The organism is Ruminococcus sp. (assembly GCF_016287535.1).
GTDB lineage: Bacteria > Bacillota > Clostridia > Oscillospirales > Ruminococcaceae > Ruminococcus.
This window is the reverse complement of record NZ_JAEFAJ010000035.1, coordinates 17,615-36,557: the sequence shown is the minus strand read 5'-3', so window position 1 is coordinate 36,557 and position 18,943 is coordinate 17,615. Positions and strand designations below refer to the sequence as shown.

The following is an 18,943-nucleotide window of genomic DNA, read 5'->3' as shown; positions in this document are numbered from 1 at the left end:
AGTTAACCTTGAGGTACATTGTAAGTGACTTTGCACCGTTGTGTGGGAACTCAGCAACATTGTTGATAGCTCCGTCTGTAGTGCTTTCTTCCTTGACTGCCTTGAGGCTTGAACCTTCAAGAACAACGTCGTCTCCGCTTGAAGAGCTGTTTCCGCCGCCGTTTGTTGTAACGGTAGTGGTCGTTGTTGTAGGTCTTGTTGTAGTCACTGTTGTGTTGTTTCCGCCGCTGCTTGAAGAACCGCTCTTGTGGAGAACTATCTTTTCGATAGTAACGTCGTCGTCGTGCGGCCACCAAACCATAGCCTTGATGTTAGCGCCTGCGTTTGAAGGGATAGTATAGTCGATAGCTACAGTCTTGTCAGAGCCTACCTTAACGCCTGAGAATTCCTCCTGGAGCCATTCGCCGTTCCATGTACCGAAACCGCCTGATACCTCAGTATCGTTTGAGTTAACCTTGAGGTACATTGTAAGTGACTTTGCACCGTTGTGTGGGAACTCAGCAACATTGTTGATAGCTCCGTCTGTAGTGCTTTCTTCCTTGACTGCCTTGAGGCTTGAACCTTCAAGAACAACATCGTCTCCTGAAGAAGAGCTGTTTCCGCCGCCGCTTGTTGTAACGGTAGTGGTAGTTGTGTTATTGTTTCCGCCGCCGAAAGTGGTGGTGGTAGTATTTGTTGTATTGTTGTTGCCGCCGCTTGAAACACCGCTGCCGCTGTAGATCTTTGTAACGCCTGTAATGTTTGTGTCTATTGAGCCTGACTTGTAGTTGCTGTAAAGACCGGCAGCTGCGCCTACGAGACCAGCGTTATAGTCGCAGGCAACCTCGTTGCCCTTATAGTCTGAACGGATATCCTTGTATGTGCCGTTTCCGTCTACAGGACCGCCGCAGAGAGCGCCGATGAGGAGGTTCTTGTTAGCGATTCCGTCATTCTGCTCGCTTGCGTCAGCATCAGGAGAAGCCGCTCTGTGGTGAGGATTCTTTGAAGAGTTGTCCTTGAAGCCTACAACGAGACAGTAGGACTGACCGTTAGCGAATGATCTGTCACCTGTGAGGTACTCCATCTGACCCTTTGCCCATGCAGCATTTCCGTGACCGTGCTTTGCAGCGATGAGCTGGCACATCTGAGCTGTTGCGTTATGTCTTGCAGAGCCCCACTGATCGTAGAACTTGTAGCCGTCGCCGTTCATGTCGCCGAGAGCGTTTGTGCAGCTCCAGTCGCCTGTGATCTCACCCTTGAGGATAGCAGCACCGAGAGATACGTTCTCCCAGCAGTGTACCCAGTAGGCAGTGCCTATATTCTGGATATCGCCCATGTAGGAGTTGTCCTTTGTGGCGAGGTAGAGCCAGCAGGCAGCCCATGCGATCTCGTCGGAAGTTTCCTTGTTGCCGTAGAATTCACATGAGTATGAGCCCTGGTGCTGTTTTGCGAAATTGAAGAGAGCCTTAGCGTAAGTAAGGTCCTCAGGATTACCGAAGTTTACATAGTTTGCAGCAAGAGCAGCAGCATATTCTGCTGTAATGTTAGCTGCGCCGTCGGTGGTCCAGAGCATACGTCCTCTGTTGCCCTGCTGCTCAGGTGCGCCCCAGTAGGAGTGGTCCTGACCGCCTTCACCCTTTTCGATAAGTACCTTTGAGACGCTGTTTCCGTTGAGGACTGTAGCGTCACGCATGAACTTAGCGAAACGGTCTGTTATTACCTTGAGATGTGCAGTCTGGCCTGTTGCGTCGAATGCGTCCTTGAACTCATAGTAAGCCCAGCCGAGAGTAGCAGCTGTGTAGCCTTCCGGCTGACCGAACCAAACGTGGTCGCCTGCGTCGTGGAAGCCGCCGGGAACCTCGTCGTTTGTATGACAGTCACCTCTCCATGAGAGAGCACAGTCGCCGTCCATCTTACCGCACATATTTGCGTCATAGAAATAGAGAGAGTACTGAAGGAGTTTAGCGTAGTTATCGCCGCCGGCTGCATTTGTTGTGAGAGAGGGTACCGCTGAAGCCAGAGGTGTCACAAATGCAGAAACAGCTACCGCGCTGCTGATGATGGCTGATTTCAGCCTTTTTAATTTTATCATGTTATCACTCTTCTTTCAAAAGTATTTTGCCTATAATATGCCTTAAAATCATTATACAGGGTTTATGCGGAAAATTGGTAACAAAACAGTAACAAAGAGGTTACAATCTGGTGAAATGTATACTAAAAAGAGCAATTTCAGCATAGTGTGCAAAATCCACTACTCTTCATTGTATATTATCACTATAAATATCCAGTTAGTAAATTTACTAAAAGAAATCCGCGCAAAGACTGGCTTTGCGCGGAAACAAATGGGGATTATGTAGTCGTCAATGATTTGATAAGACCGAGGAGAAGCTTCTGTATTGCCTGAGCGTCATTGTTTGTAAGACCGTTTTTGTCCGCGTCTCCGTTGTCTATACCCAGCTGGGTTATATGTTTTTCATTGGTGCCGTTCACACCGTACTTGTTGGGATTTGCCAGTGACTGCATTATGAGTACAGCGTCCGCCATATCCACCTGACCGTCGAGGTTGGTATCGCCTGCGATGGCAGCAGCATTTCCCTTGACCATCAGTACGTCCATATATGTAACATCCGGAGCACCGCCGTCCCTGATGTCTGCCATGGCTTCGACGAAGGTATATCCGTCAGCCTCTGCATGAATATCACCGACAGAGTGGCTCTTTGCGTCCTTATACTTTGCATAGTTGTATACCACAGGGTTAGCGTCTGCCGTATTATACCTGAATAACGGACCTGTGGAAACCTCGCGTCCGTCTATCTCATAGACGATATGTGTTGAGAATGTCAGTGTTGCGTTGTTTATGAGCTCACCGGTCTCCTTGTCCTTTACGGTAAAAACATAGGAATACTGCGGTATTCCGCTGTCAGCCTTTAATGTTACGGGGAATCTGAAACTGTTGAACCTTATTTTTTCACCGTTGGAGGTCGAGGCATCACTGCTGTAATTCACAGCATAGTCTCCGGGTTCAAGAGTACTGAACTTGTCTCCGTACCACCATGTGCTGCTGCCATTTCTTACTATTGCGTTTCCGGGATCGAGGGTGATATTGTCGTATATCTTTGACTCGCCGTACATGGTGCCTGCTCTGCTTCCTTCCGCCTCGAACCAGCGTGTTTCGTAGCGTGCCTTTACCGAAACGCCTGAGAGATCGAGCTCCTCGCCGGCGGTATAGACCGTCTTTGAAGGATATGAAATGACCTCCTGCACGACCAGTTCGGGTATCAGTGTGATGGTTATCAGCGGAGCTTCCGTAGTCGTGACAGTTGTGGTGACGCTTGATGTTGTGACTGATGTGGTTGTAGTCGTTACGGTGGTAGTTTCGGTAGTTGTGGTATTGTTCTCACCGTTTCCGAACTTGAAGTTCTCGTTTATCTCGTCAGCGCTTTTTGCGAGCTTGTCCATAGCGGAAGCGTCGCCGCCGTAGAGAGCGGCAATGCCTGCGCAGGCTATTGCGAAGCAGCCGTTGTAGTCGAGAGCGCCCTCAGTGTACTGATATTTGTCGGTCTGATCCTGATAACCGCTCTTGTCGTCGCCGCCTACGAGAAGACCGTAAGCCGTGTACTTTGCGGAAGGATTTGACGAAGCGCCGTTAGCGTCCGTGCCGGGATTAGCGGCGCGGTGATGTATATGCACCGGCCATTTGCTGCCGTAGCCGAGAAGGAAGCTGTATCCGAGACTGTTGTTGCCGAGGATATGATCCATCTGGTATTTTGCGGCCTTTGCGTATTCTGCGTCCTTGTTGCCGTTTGCGAGAGCGAGAGCGTCCATCTGCTTTGCGCAGTTGTAGCGTGAAGCGCCCCAGCCGTCAGCGTTGTAGGTGCCGACTGTGAGGTCTCCCTGACTCTGCAGTTCCACCTTCAGCTCGTCCGCGAATGCCTGATCGCCAGTAGCCTTGTACATCAGAGCGGAATAGCCCTGCCATACCTTGTTCCAGCAGTATACCCAGCCGTCGTACTGACTGTTGCCGTAGTCCTTGTTTTTAGGTACTCTTGTTGGCTTGCTGCCTGCGTCGCAGACCCAGAGCCATGCCTGAGCGAGAGCCTCCTCGTCCTGATACTGAGCCTCTGTGCCGTAATATTCGGACAGTCCACCGCCTTCGTTGCCGACGTGCTTCTGACCGAATTCAAGAAGAGCCTTTGCGTATTTTATACACTTTGCAGCGTAATCCGGGTCGCTCTCCTTTACAACATAGGCGGTTCCGGCGAGACCTGCTGCCATTTCGCAGCATACCGCGGAATTGTTCTTGTTAGCGGTCAGCCAGTAAATAGGTCTTGCGTAGGTCTGTACTTCGGGAGCCGACCAAATGGCATGGTCTTCTGTGCCGTTTGCCACGACGTGAGCAATAGCCGCAACATTTCCCGAATTATCGAGGAAAGTAGTTTTCATAAGGTAATCGGCGCCCCATTTCAGCTCATAGATAAGGTGGTCCTTGCAGCCCGCCTTCTCGTAGATTCCGGGATTGAGGTAATCGGACAAAGCAAGACTGCTTATGCCGAAGCCGATAGTGAGATTGAATTTGATGTGGTCGCCTGCGTCGTGGAAACCGCCTGATACATCGACTTTTCCGTCGCCGTCGGGATCAACGACGGATTTCAGTGAGCCGTCGAGGCTGTCGACCGATGCTTCGGCGTCGTATGTATGGCAGTCGCCCCTCCATGTGAGCGGACCGTCGGTTATGCCCTTTCCGCAGGCATTTGCGTCGTACATATAGAGCGACATAGCCAGGGCTTCGTAATAGTTGTTATCCTCGGCTCCTGTCGTTGTGACAGTTGCGGCGGATAATGCGGAAGTTGCAGCTATAACAGCTGAGGCTGAAGCTGCCGTGATCTTTTTCCAAATAATGTTTGAATGCTTCATTTCAAACACCCCTCTCATACTTTGTAGAAGAATAAACTTCCATAACATATTATAACATATTTTTCGTGGATTTTGTGAATATTTTATGTAATTACGCACAAATTCGCAAATCTTTGTGGGATACATCAAAAACGTCGTATATCATTTGTGCGTAATACCAGTCGGGAGGGGATAAGAACGGGGGCGCACGCAGTGCGCCCCCGCTTTTAAGCGGCAAAGCCGCTTTTTTACTGCTGATCGTTGTACTTCGCAAGCTCCTCGTCGATCATCGGTGACATTCTGTCGCGGAGCTCACCCCATGAGCCCACGGGAGCGCCGCCCTCAAGGAGAGCGGAGGTTATATTGTTCATAACGCCGCGGGTCTCAAAGGTGTAGAGGCCGTTGCCGTACATTTTTTCGCTCATTCCGTATCCGAGGTCGAAAACGGGAGTAACCTTTGACGGATCGAGGAATTCCTGTATAGCGTTGTACTGCTCCTCGGTTATCTCCTTCAGAGCTCTCTCCTTTGCGGAGTCCTTCAGCTCTGTCACCGCAAGGCGCTCGCATTTGAGATAAGTTGCGACTGCCTTGCCCTTTGCGGAGGTTTTTACGAGCATACGCGCATTTGCCCTGCAGTTGATGTAGTTCTTATCTGCGTCGGGCATTTTCGGGAACGGGACTACCATGATATCGAGATCGGGGCTGTACCTGTCGGAGATCGGAAGTGACCAGTCTCTCGATGCATAGAAAAGAGTGTTCTGGTCGCGTAGGAACATATCGCTCCAGTTGCTGTTGTAGAGCCATCTTGAGCGGATATCCTGCATGAAAGCCTCAGCGCTCTCTATCTTTGGATCGCCGATATTGTTTTTTAAGCTGCTGCCGTCGAAGCCGATGACGGTACTTCCCGTCGAGGAGAGCATAGCCTCGCCGTAGAAGCCGTTTATGCCGAAATGGTGTGCGCCTGTCTCACTTGCCGAGAACTTGTTTATCATATCCATGAAAGTGTTCCAGTTCCATTTGCCCTCTTGGTACAGGGTATAGGGGTCGTCTATGCCCTCGGACTGCATGAGCTTCCTGCTGTATGTCAGGAGGAACGGCTCCGAAAGAGCATACGGGACAACATAGTGCTCACCCTTGTAGGCGAACATATCTATTACTTCCGACATTTCGTCCCAGATGCCCTCTTCCATGCCGAGCTGTTCGTAGTATGGGTCGAGAGGCTGGAAAAGGTCACGGCATACCCCCTCCGGGAACACTCCGTCCTCATAAGGGAACATATCAACCTCTTCGCCTGCGTTTATCATCTCCGCAAGCTTTGAGAGCTTGTCGTCCGGGGTGGTCTGGACGTAGTTTATTCTTCCGCCGTAGACGTCCTCGAAGATAGCGAGTGCCGCAGGACGCTCATAGCCGGGATCGTTGAGGTCGTAGTCTGCCAGCCAGGTTATCTCGGTATCACCGGGATCGGCGGCAGGAACGCTGCTTTCCGCAGCTGCCGTGCTTTCGGGCTCGGATACGTCAGGCGCGCTGTTTTTATTCTTTTTGCTGCATGAGGCTGCACATGAAAGTACAGCCGCAGAAGCTATGAGAGCCGCAAGGACTCTCCGGGGATTCATCATTATGATAGCTCCTTTCAGAAGCTGCGGTCATCGCAGCTTATATCTATACTATTATACCCGTTTAGCTCCTGTCTGTCAAGAACAGTCCTCAGCTTCCGTACTGCGCTGCTGTCTTGCGGGGGACTTTTTTGCGGTGCCTTTGGTCAAAAATGCCAAAAACAGACCTTGTTATATGTCAAGTTGTTAAAAAATTGCGGAATCTGTGCAAAATTGCGTGACATTTTAAAATTCCTGTGATATAATATTAAGGAAGTTTTAATAACAACGGACAGCAGGCTGCCCGATCAATACAGAAAGGGATTTGTCACAATGGATGATAACAGATACAGTTCCAACCGTCCCCGCAGAAAAGTATCCCGCAGGACATACAGAAACAGAAGGCTCGCAGCCCTTGCAATAATAGGGTTCCTTGTGCTTCTTTTTGTAATACTCATCGCCAACGCCTGCAAGGACAAGGGCGATAAAAAGAGTTCTTCAAGCGGCAAGAACGTCACGACCATAACTACTACCACGACTGTTACCGATCCTTCGATAACAACGACAGCGCCGACTACAACGGCTGTAACAGTACCTGTTAACGAAAGCGATTTCAGGCTCGACAAGCAGACTGTTTCAATCATGGTAGGCGAAAAGGATATGCCGAGGGTGCTTGAGTATCCCGACGGTACTCTTGAAGCAGATGAGAGATGGTCAACGAGCGATCCGAGTATCGCGGTTGTCGATTCTTACGGACATATAACCGGAGTTTCTCCCGGAGTCTGCCTGGTTACGCTGAAATCAGCAGCTGACCCCAAGCAGGAAGTACAGATAAAGGTTACTGTACGCGGATCGGCATCCGACAATGATTCAACTACATCGCCTCAGTCGAGCAGGGCTGAGGCTCCGGCCCCTTCTGTAGATGATACAGAGGGGCTTACTTATGTTAACGGGGTCCTGCTCGTCAACAAGGAATACGGCGTCCCTGCCACATACGCTCCGCCGCTCAATTCCCTTTGTTATGAGCAGTTCAGCCTTCTTACCTCCGCAGCCGCAAAGGAAGGGCTGAAGATATATATATGCACCGGCTTCCGTTCATACAAGGATCAGGAAAAGATATATGAGGAAAGCGTAAAGACCTACGGTGAGGCAATGGCGGATATCTGTACCGCAAGCCCCGGACACTCCGAGCATCAGACAGGGCTCTGCGTGGACTGCAATACCGCGGACTCTTCCTTCGGTTATACGGCGGAGGCTGCGTGGCTCGAACAGCACGCCCATGAATTCGGCTTTATAATCCGTTATCCGCTCGGAAAGGAAGATATCACAGGCAGACAGTACGAGCCGTGGCACATAAGATATGTGGGCTCAAAGATCGCTTCAAGGATACACAACAGCGGAATATGCCTCGAAGAGTACCTCGGCGTAGCATGATGAACGAACGGACAGCCCCTGTCGGAAGGACAGGGGATTTTGATATTATAACGACAGAACAGGCGGTGTGGTATGCCACGATTTTTTACAAATGAATTAGACGAAAACAATATAGTCCTCACAGGAAGCGACGCCAACCATATAGGACGTTCTCTCCGTATGAGACCGGGCGAGGAAGTAACGGTCTGCTGCAACGGTACGGATTACCGCTGCACTATCGGCAGTATCACTGCGGAAGCGGTATACCTTGACCTGGTGGATAAGCACAGGTGCGCGGCAGAGCCGAATATCGAGGTAACTCTGTTTCAGGCTGTGCCAAAGCTGGACAAGCTGGAGTATATCATACAGAAAAGCGTGGAGCTGGGTGCGTCAAGGATAGTTCCCGTACTTACACGGCGCTGTATCTCACGTCCCGACCCTAAGGACTTTGAGCGGAAAAAGCTTCCGAGGCTGAACAAGATAGCCGAGGAAGCGGCAAAGCAGTCCGGCAGGGGGATTATCCCGGAGGTGACGAATATGGTCAGCCTGAGTGAAGCCATTTCCATGATGGAAAAGCTTGACCGCACCGTTATCTTTTATGAGGAAGAGGGCGGCTGCTCCTTCGGAGAGGTAGGTTTCGAGGGCGCGGAGACAGTCGGTATCTTCATCGGCAGCGAGGGCGGATTCGACCGCGAGGAGGCGGAAGCAGCCGTAAAAACAGGCGCAAAACAGGTGTGGCTGGGCAGGAGGATACTGCGTTGTGAAACTGCACCAATAACAGCCCTTTCAATTTTGATGTTTTTAACAAATAATATGTAAAGAGTTGAAATTTCAAAAAAGGTATGATATAATAATTATTAGGTTATCGGAGCCCGTTCGCAAGCGGTTCGGTAATACTAATTCTTGCGGAGAAAAGAGGAAATTGATATGAATAAGTTTTTAGTTGCAATTTTAGCTGCAGGCGCAGCAGCTGCTGTAGGATATGTCGCTGCACAGGCTCTCAAGGATAAGGACTCGGATTCTGATTATGACGATGATGATTACGATGATTTCGATAACTTTGATACAGACGAGAGTGTTGATTTTGAGGTAAGCGATGACGCTTCCGGCGAGACAAAGGACAGCGCAGGGGATGCTGCTGAGGACGAGGACAAGGCTGACGAAGACGAGGTCTGATGACGCAATATGTTTGAGGGAGCTTTAAGCTCCCTTTTGTTTTTATATGCTGCGGCAAAAAAATATAAAAACTGCGGCTTATTATTGTGTGAAGTTACAAATCGTATAATTCGCACTTGACAATCATAAACGGTTCTGATATAATATAAAAGCTGTCCGTCAAGGACTTGGCGAAGAATGTAGATCCGAGGCGTAACTCAGTTTGGTAGAGTGCTTGCTTTGGGAGCAAGATGCCGCAGGTTCGAGTCCTGTCGCCTCGACCAATAAAATAATAAAAAAGTACTTGACAAGCAGTAGCAAATGTGGTATAATAATTAAGCATTAGCGCTGGTGTAGCTCAGTTGGTAGAGCAGCTGATTTGTAATCAGCAGGTCGGGGGTTCGAGTCCGTCCACCAGCTCCATTATTTTGTCCTGAGACAAAATTTTTATTCGTATGGGAGAGTTCCCGAGTGGCCAAAGGGGGCAGACTGTAAATCTGTTGCTTTTCAGCTTCGATGGTCCGAATCCATCCTCTCCCACCAGAAACGCCCCGAAAATTTTTCGGGGCTGTTTTTGTTTGAACTTCTGCAGCTTTCAACCTTGCAATTTCCCTGCAAGGGCTTTTTTATGTCCGGGAAAAAAGAGGATTTGCACGGAAATACAGCTTTAAAGTTTATAAAAGTATAAAGAATGTAGGAGACTATCATGGTAAAAGCAAATGTGAAATACGACATAAAAGTACATTCAGCAGCAGTAAAGTCATCATTGCAGTACAGATTCTACCGTGTTCTTGCTGTTCTGGGAGCAGTCGAATTCATTCTTGTCTCCTTTGCGGCTGTGATATCCGCGTACAGCAAACACAGGCTCACTGCCGACCTTATCCTGTATCTTTCGATATTCTTTGGGATATTTATCGGCAGTACACTGAAGCTGCTGTTAATGAATCCGGTAAGGACATTCAGGAAGCTGTCAGCCTGTTATCCCGACCTTAAATATGAGGTCGTTGTCGGCGGTGAAAATATCGAATACAGAGCGGTATCCGCTAATTCAAAGGAAAACAGCGTTTACAGCGCTTCGAGACTTGTTTCGGCGCGTGAGACTATGGGTTATTTCAAGCTTAACATAAGTCAGGCGGAAAGCATTTTCTTTTCCGATACCGATATAACCGAGGGAAATGCCGATGAACTGAGAAAATACCTCAGCAATACCCTCGGAAACAGGTATACCGTAAAGGAGGGCTGGTTATGATAACAGTAAAAACAAAGCCTTCCCGTGAAAGCATAAACAGGCTGTTCCGCGTCACAGCTCCGCCTAAAAGGACAATAGCCGCTTTCGCGGTGCTGCTGCTCATAATGCTTACAGCCCTTGTGATGAGTATATTATACTATAAAAAAGGCAGGGGCGATCTGATATTCGTTGTCTGCGGAACTGTTCTCGTGTGCGCGGCGGTCATATTCATGGTAAGGATACTCCGCTATCCGGCAAGGAGATTCAGAGTCCTGCAGAAGACCGCTCCTGATATGGTGCAGAGCTTCGCTTTCAGCGAGGAAAGCTGCTCTGTCAGGACGGAGTGTACAGGTATCAGCTCCCATTCGGAGCAGAGCTACGGCACCGTACGCAGGGCTGTCTATAAAGAGGGCTGGTTCGTGCTGATATTCGGCTCCGGCAGCGGCATATCGTTCCACGAAAACAGCTTCACACAGGGTGCTCCTCAGCAGCTGTCGGCTATACTCCGCGAAAAGCTGGGCAGAAAATACAGGGTAAAGTGATATGATAAGAGCAAGGGTAAAATATCAGCAGCACCACCTGAAGGCTATTTATGCTCTTACAAAGCTGCCTTATATATTGAAAAATATCATAAGCGACTGTCTGTGGTTTGCGACAAGCATATCTGCGGTGATGTATCTGCTGTACTATTCACGCAGATTTCCGGATACAAGGTACACGTTCCTGATAGTGTGCGGCGCTTTGCTGGCACTGTGGACTGGAAAGGACATAATAAAGGTGCTGAAAGAGGACGGCGGAAAGCAGAAGCTTCCCGCGGATGGCTCCGTTCTGGACCTCTCATTCAGTGATGACGCTCTTGACGACCTGAAGACGGCAGAAAATTTCACCGTACACAAGGTGTTTCCCTACAGCAGCCTGCACCATGCAGTGGAGACGATGAACTACTTCTTCATATTTATAAATAAGAAAAGAGCTTTTATCATACACAAATCCGAACTTACAGAGGGAAATGCTTACGAACTCGGAGCGCTGCTTGAGGAAAAGCTGGGCAGCCGTTTCAAAGACAAAAGGAGCGCGGATATATGATAAAAGCTGAGGTACACGGCACAAAGGAAAAATTCAGGGCGTCTCTCCGCATGATGTTCACTTTGCGGGACAGGCTGATGTTCGTAGTCTATATTGCTCTGACAGTGGTATGCTTTCTTGTTTGCGCGGGCTTCCTGAGAAATGCCTTCAGGAATAAATACGATGTGTTCAGTGCAGTTCCTGCGGTATATATATTTTGCAGCGCAGCCTGCCTCGTCGTTGGTATCAGGATGATACTGCGCACTGTATCGCTGATAAGAGGCTGGGCAGCCGTTAAAAGGAAAGAACTGCTGATGCACAAGTCTCTCACCTTTGAGGAAGACGGCTACACCGTCAGCTATAATGAGGAAAACGGCGTTTCCTTCGAGGGCAGATACAGCTACCCTGCGGTGGAGAAGCTGGTGACATACAGGGACTTCATATGTATAGTATCTCCGGACGACAATACGACTTTCAGTATATCGGATATCACGGAGGGCACTGCCGGACAGCTCACGGCGCTTCTTGATGAAAAGCTTGCCGGCAGGATAATACACAAGTGAGATCACGGCGCAAGCCGTTCATTCAGAGAAAACCTTTATGGAGGAAAGAAAATATGATTAGAGAAGATTTAAGAAACATTGCCATTATCGCTCACGTTGACCACGGCAAGACCACTCTCGTTGACGAGATGCTCAAGCAGGGCGGCGTATTCCGTGAGAATCAGGCAGTTGCCGAGCGTGTAATGGACTCAAACGACATCGAGAGGGAAAGAGGTATCACTATCCTTGCGAAGAATACCTCGGTAATGTACAACGGTACAAAGATCAACATCATCGACACCCCAGGCCATGCTGACTTCGGCGGCGAGGTAGAGCGTGTGCTTGAAATGGTAGACGGCGTTCTCCTGCTTGTTGACGCAGCTGAGGGACCTATGCCGCAGACCCGTTTCGTGCTCTCAAAGGCTCTCGAAATGGGACATAAGATAATCATAGTAGTAAACAAGATAGACCGTCCAGACGCCCGTCTTGACGAGATCGGCGACGAAGTCCTCGAGCTTCTCCTCGACCTTGACGCAAACGAGGAACAGCTTGAAAGTCCGCTGCTCTTCTGTTCGGGAAGAAGCGGAACGGCTTCACTCAGCCAGTACGAGGCAGGTACGGACCTGAAGCCCCTTTTCGACACTATCATCAACTATATAGAGCCGCCAAAGGGCGAGGAAAACGATCCTCTCCAGATGCTCATATCCTCTATCGACTATAACGAGTATGTGGGACGTATCGGTATCGGACGTATCGTAAGGGGTAAGATAGCAGTCAACCAGCAGGTAACTGTCTGTGACTATACAGGCTCAAAGAAGAACTACAACGCAAAGATAGTTTCCCTTCTCCAGATACAGGGACTCAACCGTGTTCCCGTTCAGGAGGCGCAGGTAGGCGATATCGTATGGATATCCGGTATCGAGAATATCACCATCGGCGATACGATCTGCGCTACGGATACTCCCGATCCGCTTCCCTTCGTAAAGATAAGCGAGCCTACTGTGGAGATGACCTTCTCCGTAAACGACAGCCCCTTCGCAGGACGCGAGGGCAAGTTCGTCACATCACGTCAGCTCCGCGAGAGACTTTTCAGGGAGCTTCTCAAGGACGTTTCTCTCCGCGTTGAGGAAACAGAGAGCACAGATGCCTTCCGCGTAGCGGGAAGAGGAGAGATGCACCTCTCCATACTTATCGAGAATATGCGCCGTGAGGGATATGAGCTGGGCGTTTCCACACCGAGAGTTCTCTACAGGACCGACGAGAACGGCAGAAAGCTCGAACCTATCGAGCGCCTTGTGATAGACGTCCCTGAGGACTGCGTAGGCTCTGTAATGGAGAAGATAGGCACACGTAAGGGCGATATGGTGGATATGCACCCACAGGGAAGCCGTATGCGTATAGAGTTCCTTATCCCGGCAAGAGGCCTTTTCGGCTATAAGAGCGAGTTCCTCACAGATACAAAGGGCGAGGGAATCATGAGCCACGTATTCGACGGCTATCAGCCATACAAGGGCGATATCGAGCGCAGAAACACAGGCTCCCTCATCTCCTTCGAGACAGGCGAGGCTGTAACATACGGACTTTACAACGCTCAGGAGCGCGGACAGCTCTTTATAACCTCAGGTACTCCCGTTTACGAGGGAATGGTAGTGGGCGCTTCACCCAAGACAGAGGACCTTGTTGTAAATGTCTGCAAGAAGAAGCACCTTACAAATACCCGTGCAAGCGGCAGCGACGACGCTCTCCGCCTTGTTCCGCCGAGAGTTCTCAGCCTTGAGGACTGTCTTGAATTCCTTGCCGACGACGAGCTCCTTGAGGTAACTCCGGAGTCGCTCCGTATCAGAAAGCGCGTCCTCAGCAATACCCAGAGAGCAAAGGACAGAGGAAAGAAAGCCTGAGATTTCATTAAATCAACACATATAAATCATACAGTTTGCAGGATTGGGAGATATAATATGAAAAAATTTGTATATGCCTCGCTTTTTCTTGCGCTTGCAGCTGCGTTCTGCGGCTGCGGCAAGAGTACAGGCAAAGCTGATGACAACACACCGACTGCTGCCGTTCAGGAGACAGAAACTGCCGATGAGGCGGAGACTGCTGCTGACGCGGAGACTGTTGCCGAGCCGGCTACCGATGAAGAGCTTACAACAGTCAGAGAACGCAATATAGTTTCAAATGACACATATGAATATGAAGTATATGAAGGCAGCGTTATCATAACGAGATATAAGGGCAGCGATACAGAAGTGACCATACCGGACGCTATAGACGGTTCTCCGGTCTCGGAGATCGGCTTTTTCGCCTTTGAAGCTATGGGAGTGACCTCCGTTACTCTTCCCGAAAGCGTAAAGGTCATCGGTGAGGGAGCTTTTATAGACTGTACTGCTCTTGTAGATATAAATCTTCCGTCAGGACTTGTCACCATAGAGCGCGGTGCATTTGCCGGTTGCAGCGCTCTTGCTGAACTGACGGTACCCGCAGGAGTCAAAGAGATAAAAAGAGGAGCTTTTGCGGGCTGTACAGGTATGACATCACTGAATATACTGGGAAAAGAACTCAGTTATGACGAATGGGGAATAGAGGATTTACCTGATCTGAAAATAAACGCACCGGAAGGTTCGGCGACAGCCGGTTGGGCAGGTGCAATGGGTAAATTATCGTTTAATTGATTCAATGAGAGGAAAATGGTTTATGAGAAAATTAAAGCTTTTGGCAGTGCTTCTTGCGGCATTAGCAGGAACCCAGTGTATGACAGGATGTTCAAAGAAGAAAAGCAGCAGTGTGCCGCTCTATGCGGAAACAGCTGTACAGACTCCCACCAATGCGCCGATAGGCGGAGAGGAGCTTTCGGGAGACAATTACAACGCTGAACAGTATGAAGAAAAATTAGTTGAGTACATAGAAGCAATGGAGATCGACGACGACGCTCTCGTACTCGGTTCTGTGGGAGACGAGCTCATATATCCCGAAGAAGGAGCCGTTGACTACGAACTCGGACCTTACCGTCTCAGCAGCAGCGGTATAAAGCTCTACTATAACGAAGAGGATATCCCTCAGGATCTTATCCTCACATTTGAGAAATATTTTGCTGCTTTCGCTTCAGCTGACTACAACACCTATCACAAGTGCCTTTTCCCTGGATACAGCGAGGAAATGGACGCAGTTGCCGAAAATACCGAAGGCGCTTATGATATCAGATCCACTTTCATAAAGAGATGTTCCGAGCTTGCGGGCAATATGAACGGTGATTTCAAGATCACACGCATCAAGCTCGAAAGGAATTATCCCAGCGATGAAAACACTGATATTTTCGAGCAGTATTTCCAGGTTTACAACAATTACTTCGGCAAGGACTATTACAGCGAGATCAAGGAGCAGACCGATGAATTAATCGCTACGACCTTCTATATCATGACCGAGAACGCTTACGGTCAGGAGAATATGCTCCTGCATGACAAAAAGCTTGCCTTTGCTGTCAAGGACGGCAAGTATTATACATTCGGATAAGGACGGGATCTGAAATGAAGAAGTTTATCGCAAGAGCGGCAGCGCTTCTTGCAGCGGCAGTAATGACTGTTTCTGCGGCGGTATCGTGCAGCAGCAAGGACGACGAGACCCTGAAACTGAAGGATATGCCTTACGGCGGCGAATACAGGAAGGTGCTTCCGGAGGAGTACGATACTCCAATAGGAGTTGACCGCGACCCAAGATTTGTAACTGAGGCTGAGTGCGCAAAGATAGCCGATTACTTCTATGCCATTTCAGAAAAGAAACCCGAATACCTTGAAAAAGCGCTCCACCCTGATTTCCTGAAGTATACGCTTGAATCTTCCGGATTTGCGAGCACGCAGGAATTTCTTGACAAGGAATATGACCTTATAAAAGAGTACACAGGAACTGATTACAGTTTTGACTTCGTGCTTATAGACGGTATGGAGAATGCAAACGGAAAAGAATTTGAAGTCTATGACCAGCATCTGGAAAGCGCAATGCCTGGTGTAAAGGCTAAAAACAAAAAGTGTCTCATGGTGAACTGTACCTACGTTAAGAAGGAGAACAACAACGGCGGTACATACTCGCTCAAAGAGAGACTTGGCGACTATGTCTATCTCTGTGTGTATACCATAGACGGAGAGCCGTACGTTATATATTAAAGCATAAGAAAAAGACCGCATTATGCGGTCTTTTTTTGCAGCGTCACGCTGCTTATATCTGAGTTGAATAGTTGGGAGCTTCCTTGGTGATATAGATATCGTGCGGGTGGCTCTCCTTGAGTCCGGCACCTGTGATGCGGATGAACTTTGCCTTTTCGTGGAGCGTGGGGATATCTACGCAGCCGCAGTAGCCCATACCTGAACGGATACCGCCAACGAGCTGGAAAATAGTATCTGCAAGGGGACCCTTGAAGGGAACACGTCCCTCAACGCCCTCAGGAACGAGCTTCTTTGCGCCCTCCTGGAAGTATCTGTCCTTGGAGCCGCAAGCCATAGCGCCGAGACTGCCCATGCCTCTGTATACCTTGAACTGACGCCCCTGATATATCTCAGTTTCGCCGGGAGCTTCTGCACAGCCTGCAAGGAGCGAGCCGAGCATGACTACATTTGCGCCTGCCGCGAGAGCCTTTACGATATCGCCGGAGTATTTGATACCGCCGTCAGCGATAACGGGGATACCGTATTTCTGAGCGACGCAGGCAACGTCATATACCGCTGTTATCTGAGGAACGCCTATACCTGCTACTACACGTGTGGTACAGATAGAACCGGGTCCGATACCTACCTTCAGGCAGTCAGCGCCGGCAGCGATAAGAGCCTCGGCAGCTTCTGCCGTAGCGATATTTCCTGCGATGACAGGTATCTCCGGGAAAGCTTCCTTGACCATTTTCAGGCATTTGATGATGTTTGCGCTGTGGCCGTGAGCGGAGTCGAGAACGAGAACATCGACCTGAGCGTCGATGAGAGCCTGTGCTCTTTCGAGGACATTTGCGGTAACGCCGATAGCGGCTCCGCAGAGAAGTCTGCCCTTGCTGTCACGTGCGGAATTGGGGTACTGTACGGATTTTTCGATATCCTTTATAGTGATAAGTCCCTTGAGGTAGCCTGCCTCGTCAACGATAGGGAGCTTTTCGATCTTGTGTGCGCGGAGGATTTCCTGAGCCTGTTCGAGATTAGTGCCGACGGGAGCCGTGATAAGGTTGTCCTTTGTCATAACATCGGAGATCTTTGCGGTAAAATCTGTAAGGAAGCGCATATCTCTGTTGGTGATGATACCAACGAGCTTGCCCTTGCCATCAACGATAGGAACGCCTGAGATCTTGAATTTGCCCATGATCTCGTCAGCGTCTGCAACGATGTGATCCTCGGTGAGTGAGAACGGGTTTACGATAACGCCGTTTTCACTTCTCTTTACCTTGTCCACCTCGTCAGCCTGCTGTTCAATGGTCATATTCTTGTGGATAATACCGATACCGCCCTCACGTGCGATAGCGATAGCCATACGTGAATCAGTAACGGTGTCCATAGCGGCAGTCATGATCGGAGTATTGAGCCGAACGGTTTTTGTGAGCTGAGTACCGATCTGGATCATGTTGGGCGTCACGTTTGATTCAGCGGGGATAAGCAGCACATCGTCGAAAGTAAGACCTTCCTTCTGAAATTTGCTGTTCATGTCAGTCAGCATAAAAATTCCTCCTTGCATTTGTGATATTAACTTTAATGATACTATTTTTTGCGGCTTATGTCAATAGTTTGGGAAGTTGGTCGCGCATAGAATTTTATTTTCAAAAATGGTCGGGTTTTGGCGAAAAAAGCAATGTGTTATACTAAAGTAACTCAGTGTTAAAGTGCTGACCGTGCATTTATGCGGATTTCTCTGACGAGAGCCTTGCGTATTCGGCGAGTATGCCGGAAGCGTCCACCGCGTCGGTGAAGCCGTCGCCGTTCCAGTCGGCAGCCTGCTTTTGTTCGGAGGTGAACAGGGGGGACTTGTCCGAGGACATACGCGCGTACTCTGCAAGCACAGCGGAAGCGTCCACCGCGTCGGTAAAGCCGTCACAGTTGACGTCACCTTTCTTTACCATGAACTCCCTGAAGGCAATACCGTATTCCGAGGCGTATTTTTCCGCGGCAGAGCCCTTTGCGCCGGTTATGACGAAGCCTGATATATTTTCCGAGGAGGAGCTCCTCACGTCGTATCTTCTTCCGACGGCGTCCTTACCTACAGAAGTCACCGATGAAGGGATATATATACTTCCGAGCCCTGTGCAGCTGTAAAAGGCGTTGTCGCCGACAGAGGTTATACCGCCGGAAATGGAAACATTTTTCAGGCTGTTGCAGGAATGGAAGCAGTTTTCGGGTATCGCCGCGAGGGCTCCTCCCAAGCTGACGCTTTCGAGGGAGCTGCAGCTCATGAAGCAGCCCTTACCGAGCTTTGTCACAGAGTCGGGTATAGTTATCCTGTTCAGTGAAAGGCAGCCGGAAAAGGCATTGTCACCAATGGCTGTAACTGTTTTCGGCAAAGATACCGAAGTGATATCAGCTCTGCCGAAAAAAGCGCCCTTGCCGACAGCTTTTGTCCTGTCGGGCACTACAGCGTTACTGCCGCCTGCGTATGCAAGAAGAGTATCGCCGCTCCTGCTGTAAAGACAGGAGCTGACAGCGGTATACGTGGGGTTGTCCTTGTCCACGGTAAATGAAGCCAGTTCAGGACAGGCAGTAAATGCGTAATCACCGATGAACGATACATTTTTTCCGACAGTGATACTATTCAGGACAGGACAGGTGCTGAAGGCTTTTGCGCCCACAGTCTTTATGCTGTCCGGGAGTATGCAGGCGGTGATATCAGCATTGCCGGAAAAGGCGTTTTCAGCTACAGCCGTTACCGGAAGTCCTTTTATCTCTGACGGTATTTTCAGTACATCTGTGCTTCCGGTGCAGCCTGTGACTGTCACTTCCTTGCCGTTCACAGTATATTTCAGCGCGAAGCTGTCAGAAGCAGTGTCCGCCGCAAAAACATCTGCTGCGGCAGAAGTCAGAAGTGCGGCGGCTGTAAGAATGGCAGAAAGAGCCTTTTTCATA

The 18,943-nt window shown here is 49.5% G+C and carries 16 protein-coding genes and 3 tRNA genes; 14 read left to right on the top strand and 5 right to left on the bottom strand.

All coding sequences use genetic code 11. From position 1 onward, the window contains the following. From QZZ36_RS11590 to QZZ36_RS11580, 3 genes are all read right to left on the bottom strand, one after another. Positions 1 to 2,071 (bottom strand): glycoside hydrolase family 9 protein (locus QZZ36_RS11590; protein ID WP_295081625.1); only part of this gene is annotated, 2,071 nt, incomplete at its 3' end. 257 nt (positions 2,072 to 2,328) lie between these two features. After that, on the bottom strand, positions 2,329 to 4,893 hold the full coding sequence (locus QZZ36_RS11585) for a glycoside hydrolase family 9 protein (RefSeq protein ID WP_295081623.1): 2,565 nt from the start codon (positions 4,891 to 4,893) through the stop codon (positions 2,329 to 2,331). A gap of 227 nt (positions 4,894 to 5,120) precedes the next feature. Further along, the gene (locus QZZ36_RS11580) at positions 5,121 to 6,488 is read right to left on the bottom strand and encodes an extracellular solute-binding protein (protein WP_295081621.1); all 1,368 of its coding nucleotides are present in this window, start codon (positions 6,486 to 6,488) and stop codon (positions 5,121 to 5,123) included. Positions 6,489 to 6,797: 309 nt separating this feature from the next. Between QZZ36_RS11580 and QZZ36_RS11575 the strand changes: the two genes are divergently transcribed. The 14 genes from QZZ36_RS11575 (at position 6,798) to QZZ36_RS11510 (ending at position 16,021) form a co-directional block, all read left to right on the top strand. Beyond that, positions 6,798 to 7,898, top strand: coding sequence for a D-alanyl-D-alanine carboxypeptidase family protein (locus QZZ36_RS11575; RefSeq protein WP_295081619.1), 1,101 nt, complete (start codon positions 6,798 to 6,800; stop codon positions 7,896 to 7,898). A gap of 72 nt (positions 7,899 to 7,970) precedes the next feature. Next, positions 7,971 to 8,696 carry an RsmE family RNA methyltransferase gene (locus QZZ36_RS11570; protein ID WP_295081617.1) on the top strand — a complete coding sequence of 242 codons (726 nt, stop codon included), beginning with the start codon at positions 7,971 to 7,973 and terminating at the stop codon, positions 8,694 to 8,696. A gap of 108 nt (positions 8,697 to 8,804) precedes the next feature. Next, the gene (locus tag QZZ36_RS11565) at positions 8,805 to 9,053 is read left to right on the top strand and encodes a YtxH domain-containing protein (protein ID WP_295081615.1); all 249 of its coding nucleotides are present in this window, start codon (positions 8,805 to 8,807) and stop codon (positions 9,051 to 9,053) included. Positions 9,054 to 9,239: 186 nt separating this feature from the next. Further along, positions 9,240 to 9,316 (top strand) — tRNA-Pro (locus QZZ36_RS11560). 63 nt (positions 9,317 to 9,379) lie between these two features. Then, a tRNA-Thr gene (locus QZZ36_RS11555) sits at positions 9,380 to 9,455 on the top strand. A 34-nt stretch (positions 9,456 to 9,489) separates the two neighbouring features. Further along, a tRNA-Tyr gene (locus QZZ36_RS11550) sits at positions 9,490 to 9,575 on the top strand. 163 nt (positions 9,576 to 9,738) lie between these two features. Continuing rightward, entirely contained in the window at positions 9,739 to 10,281 is a 543-nt protein-coding gene (locus QZZ36_RS11545) for a hypothetical protein (protein WP_295081613.1), read from the top strand. Next, positions 10,278 to 10,802 carry a hypothetical protein gene (locus QZZ36_RS11540; protein WP_295081610.1) on the top strand — a complete coding sequence of 175 codons (525 nt, stop codon included), beginning with the start codon at positions 10,278 to 10,280 and terminating at the stop codon, positions 10,800 to 10,802. Before QZZ36_RS11545 ends, QZZ36_RS11540 begins: the two co-directional genes overlap by 4 nt. 1 nt (position 10,803) lies before the next feature. Further along, positions 10,804 to 11,346, top strand: a complete 543-nt coding sequence (locus tag QZZ36_RS11535; protein WP_295081608.1) for a YcxB family protein — start codon at positions 10,804 to 10,806, stop codon at positions 11,344 to 11,346. Next, positions 11,343 to 11,888 (top strand): hypothetical protein, encoded by a 546-nt coding sequence (locus QZZ36_RS11530; RefSeq protein ID WP_295081606.1) that lies wholly within the window; start codon positions 11,343 to 11,345, stop codon positions 11,886 to 11,888. The genes QZZ36_RS11535 and QZZ36_RS11530 overlap by 4 nt, the downstream gene beginning before the upstream one ends. A 53-nt stretch (positions 11,889 to 11,941) precedes the next feature. Next, entirely contained in the window at positions 11,942 to 13,765 is a 1,824-nt protein-coding gene (gene typA, locus QZZ36_RS11525) for a translational GTPase TypA (protein ID WP_295081604.1), read from the top strand. A gap of 57 nt (positions 13,766 to 13,822) precedes the next feature. After that, on the top strand, positions 13,823 to 14,536 hold the full coding sequence (locus QZZ36_RS11520) for a leucine-rich repeat domain-containing protein (protein ID WP_295081602.1): 714 nt from the start codon (positions 13,823 to 13,825) through the stop codon (positions 14,534 to 14,536). Positions 14,537 to 14,558: 22 nt separating this feature from the next. Then, positions 14,559 to 15,374, top strand: coding sequence for a hypothetical protein (locus QZZ36_RS11515; RefSeq protein ID WP_295081600.1), 816 nt, complete (start codon positions 14,559 to 14,561; stop codon positions 15,372 to 15,374). 14 nt (positions 15,375 to 15,388) lie between these two features. Continuing rightward, a complete protein-coding gene (locus QZZ36_RS11510; RefSeq protein ID WP_295081598.1) occupies positions 15,389 to 16,021 on the top strand; it encodes a hypothetical protein in 633 nt (210 codons plus the stop codon). Between the two features lie 52 nt (positions 16,022 to 16,073). Here the strand turns inward: QZZ36_RS11510 and guaB are convergent, their stop codons facing one another. Next, positions 16,074 to 17,546, bottom strand: coding sequence for an IMP dehydrogenase (gene guaB / locus QZZ36_RS11505; RefSeq protein WP_295081596.1), 1,473 nt, complete (start codon positions 17,544 to 17,546; stop codon positions 16,074 to 16,076). 178 nt (positions 17,547 to 17,724) lie between these two features. Beyond that, positions 17,725 to 18,942: a leucine-rich repeat protein gene (locus QZZ36_RS11500; protein ID WP_295081594.1), complete on the bottom strand. Its 1,218-nt coding sequence runs from the start codon at positions 18,940 to 18,942 to the stop codon at positions 17,725 to 17,727. Between the last annotated feature and the right edge of the window lies 1 nt (position 18,943).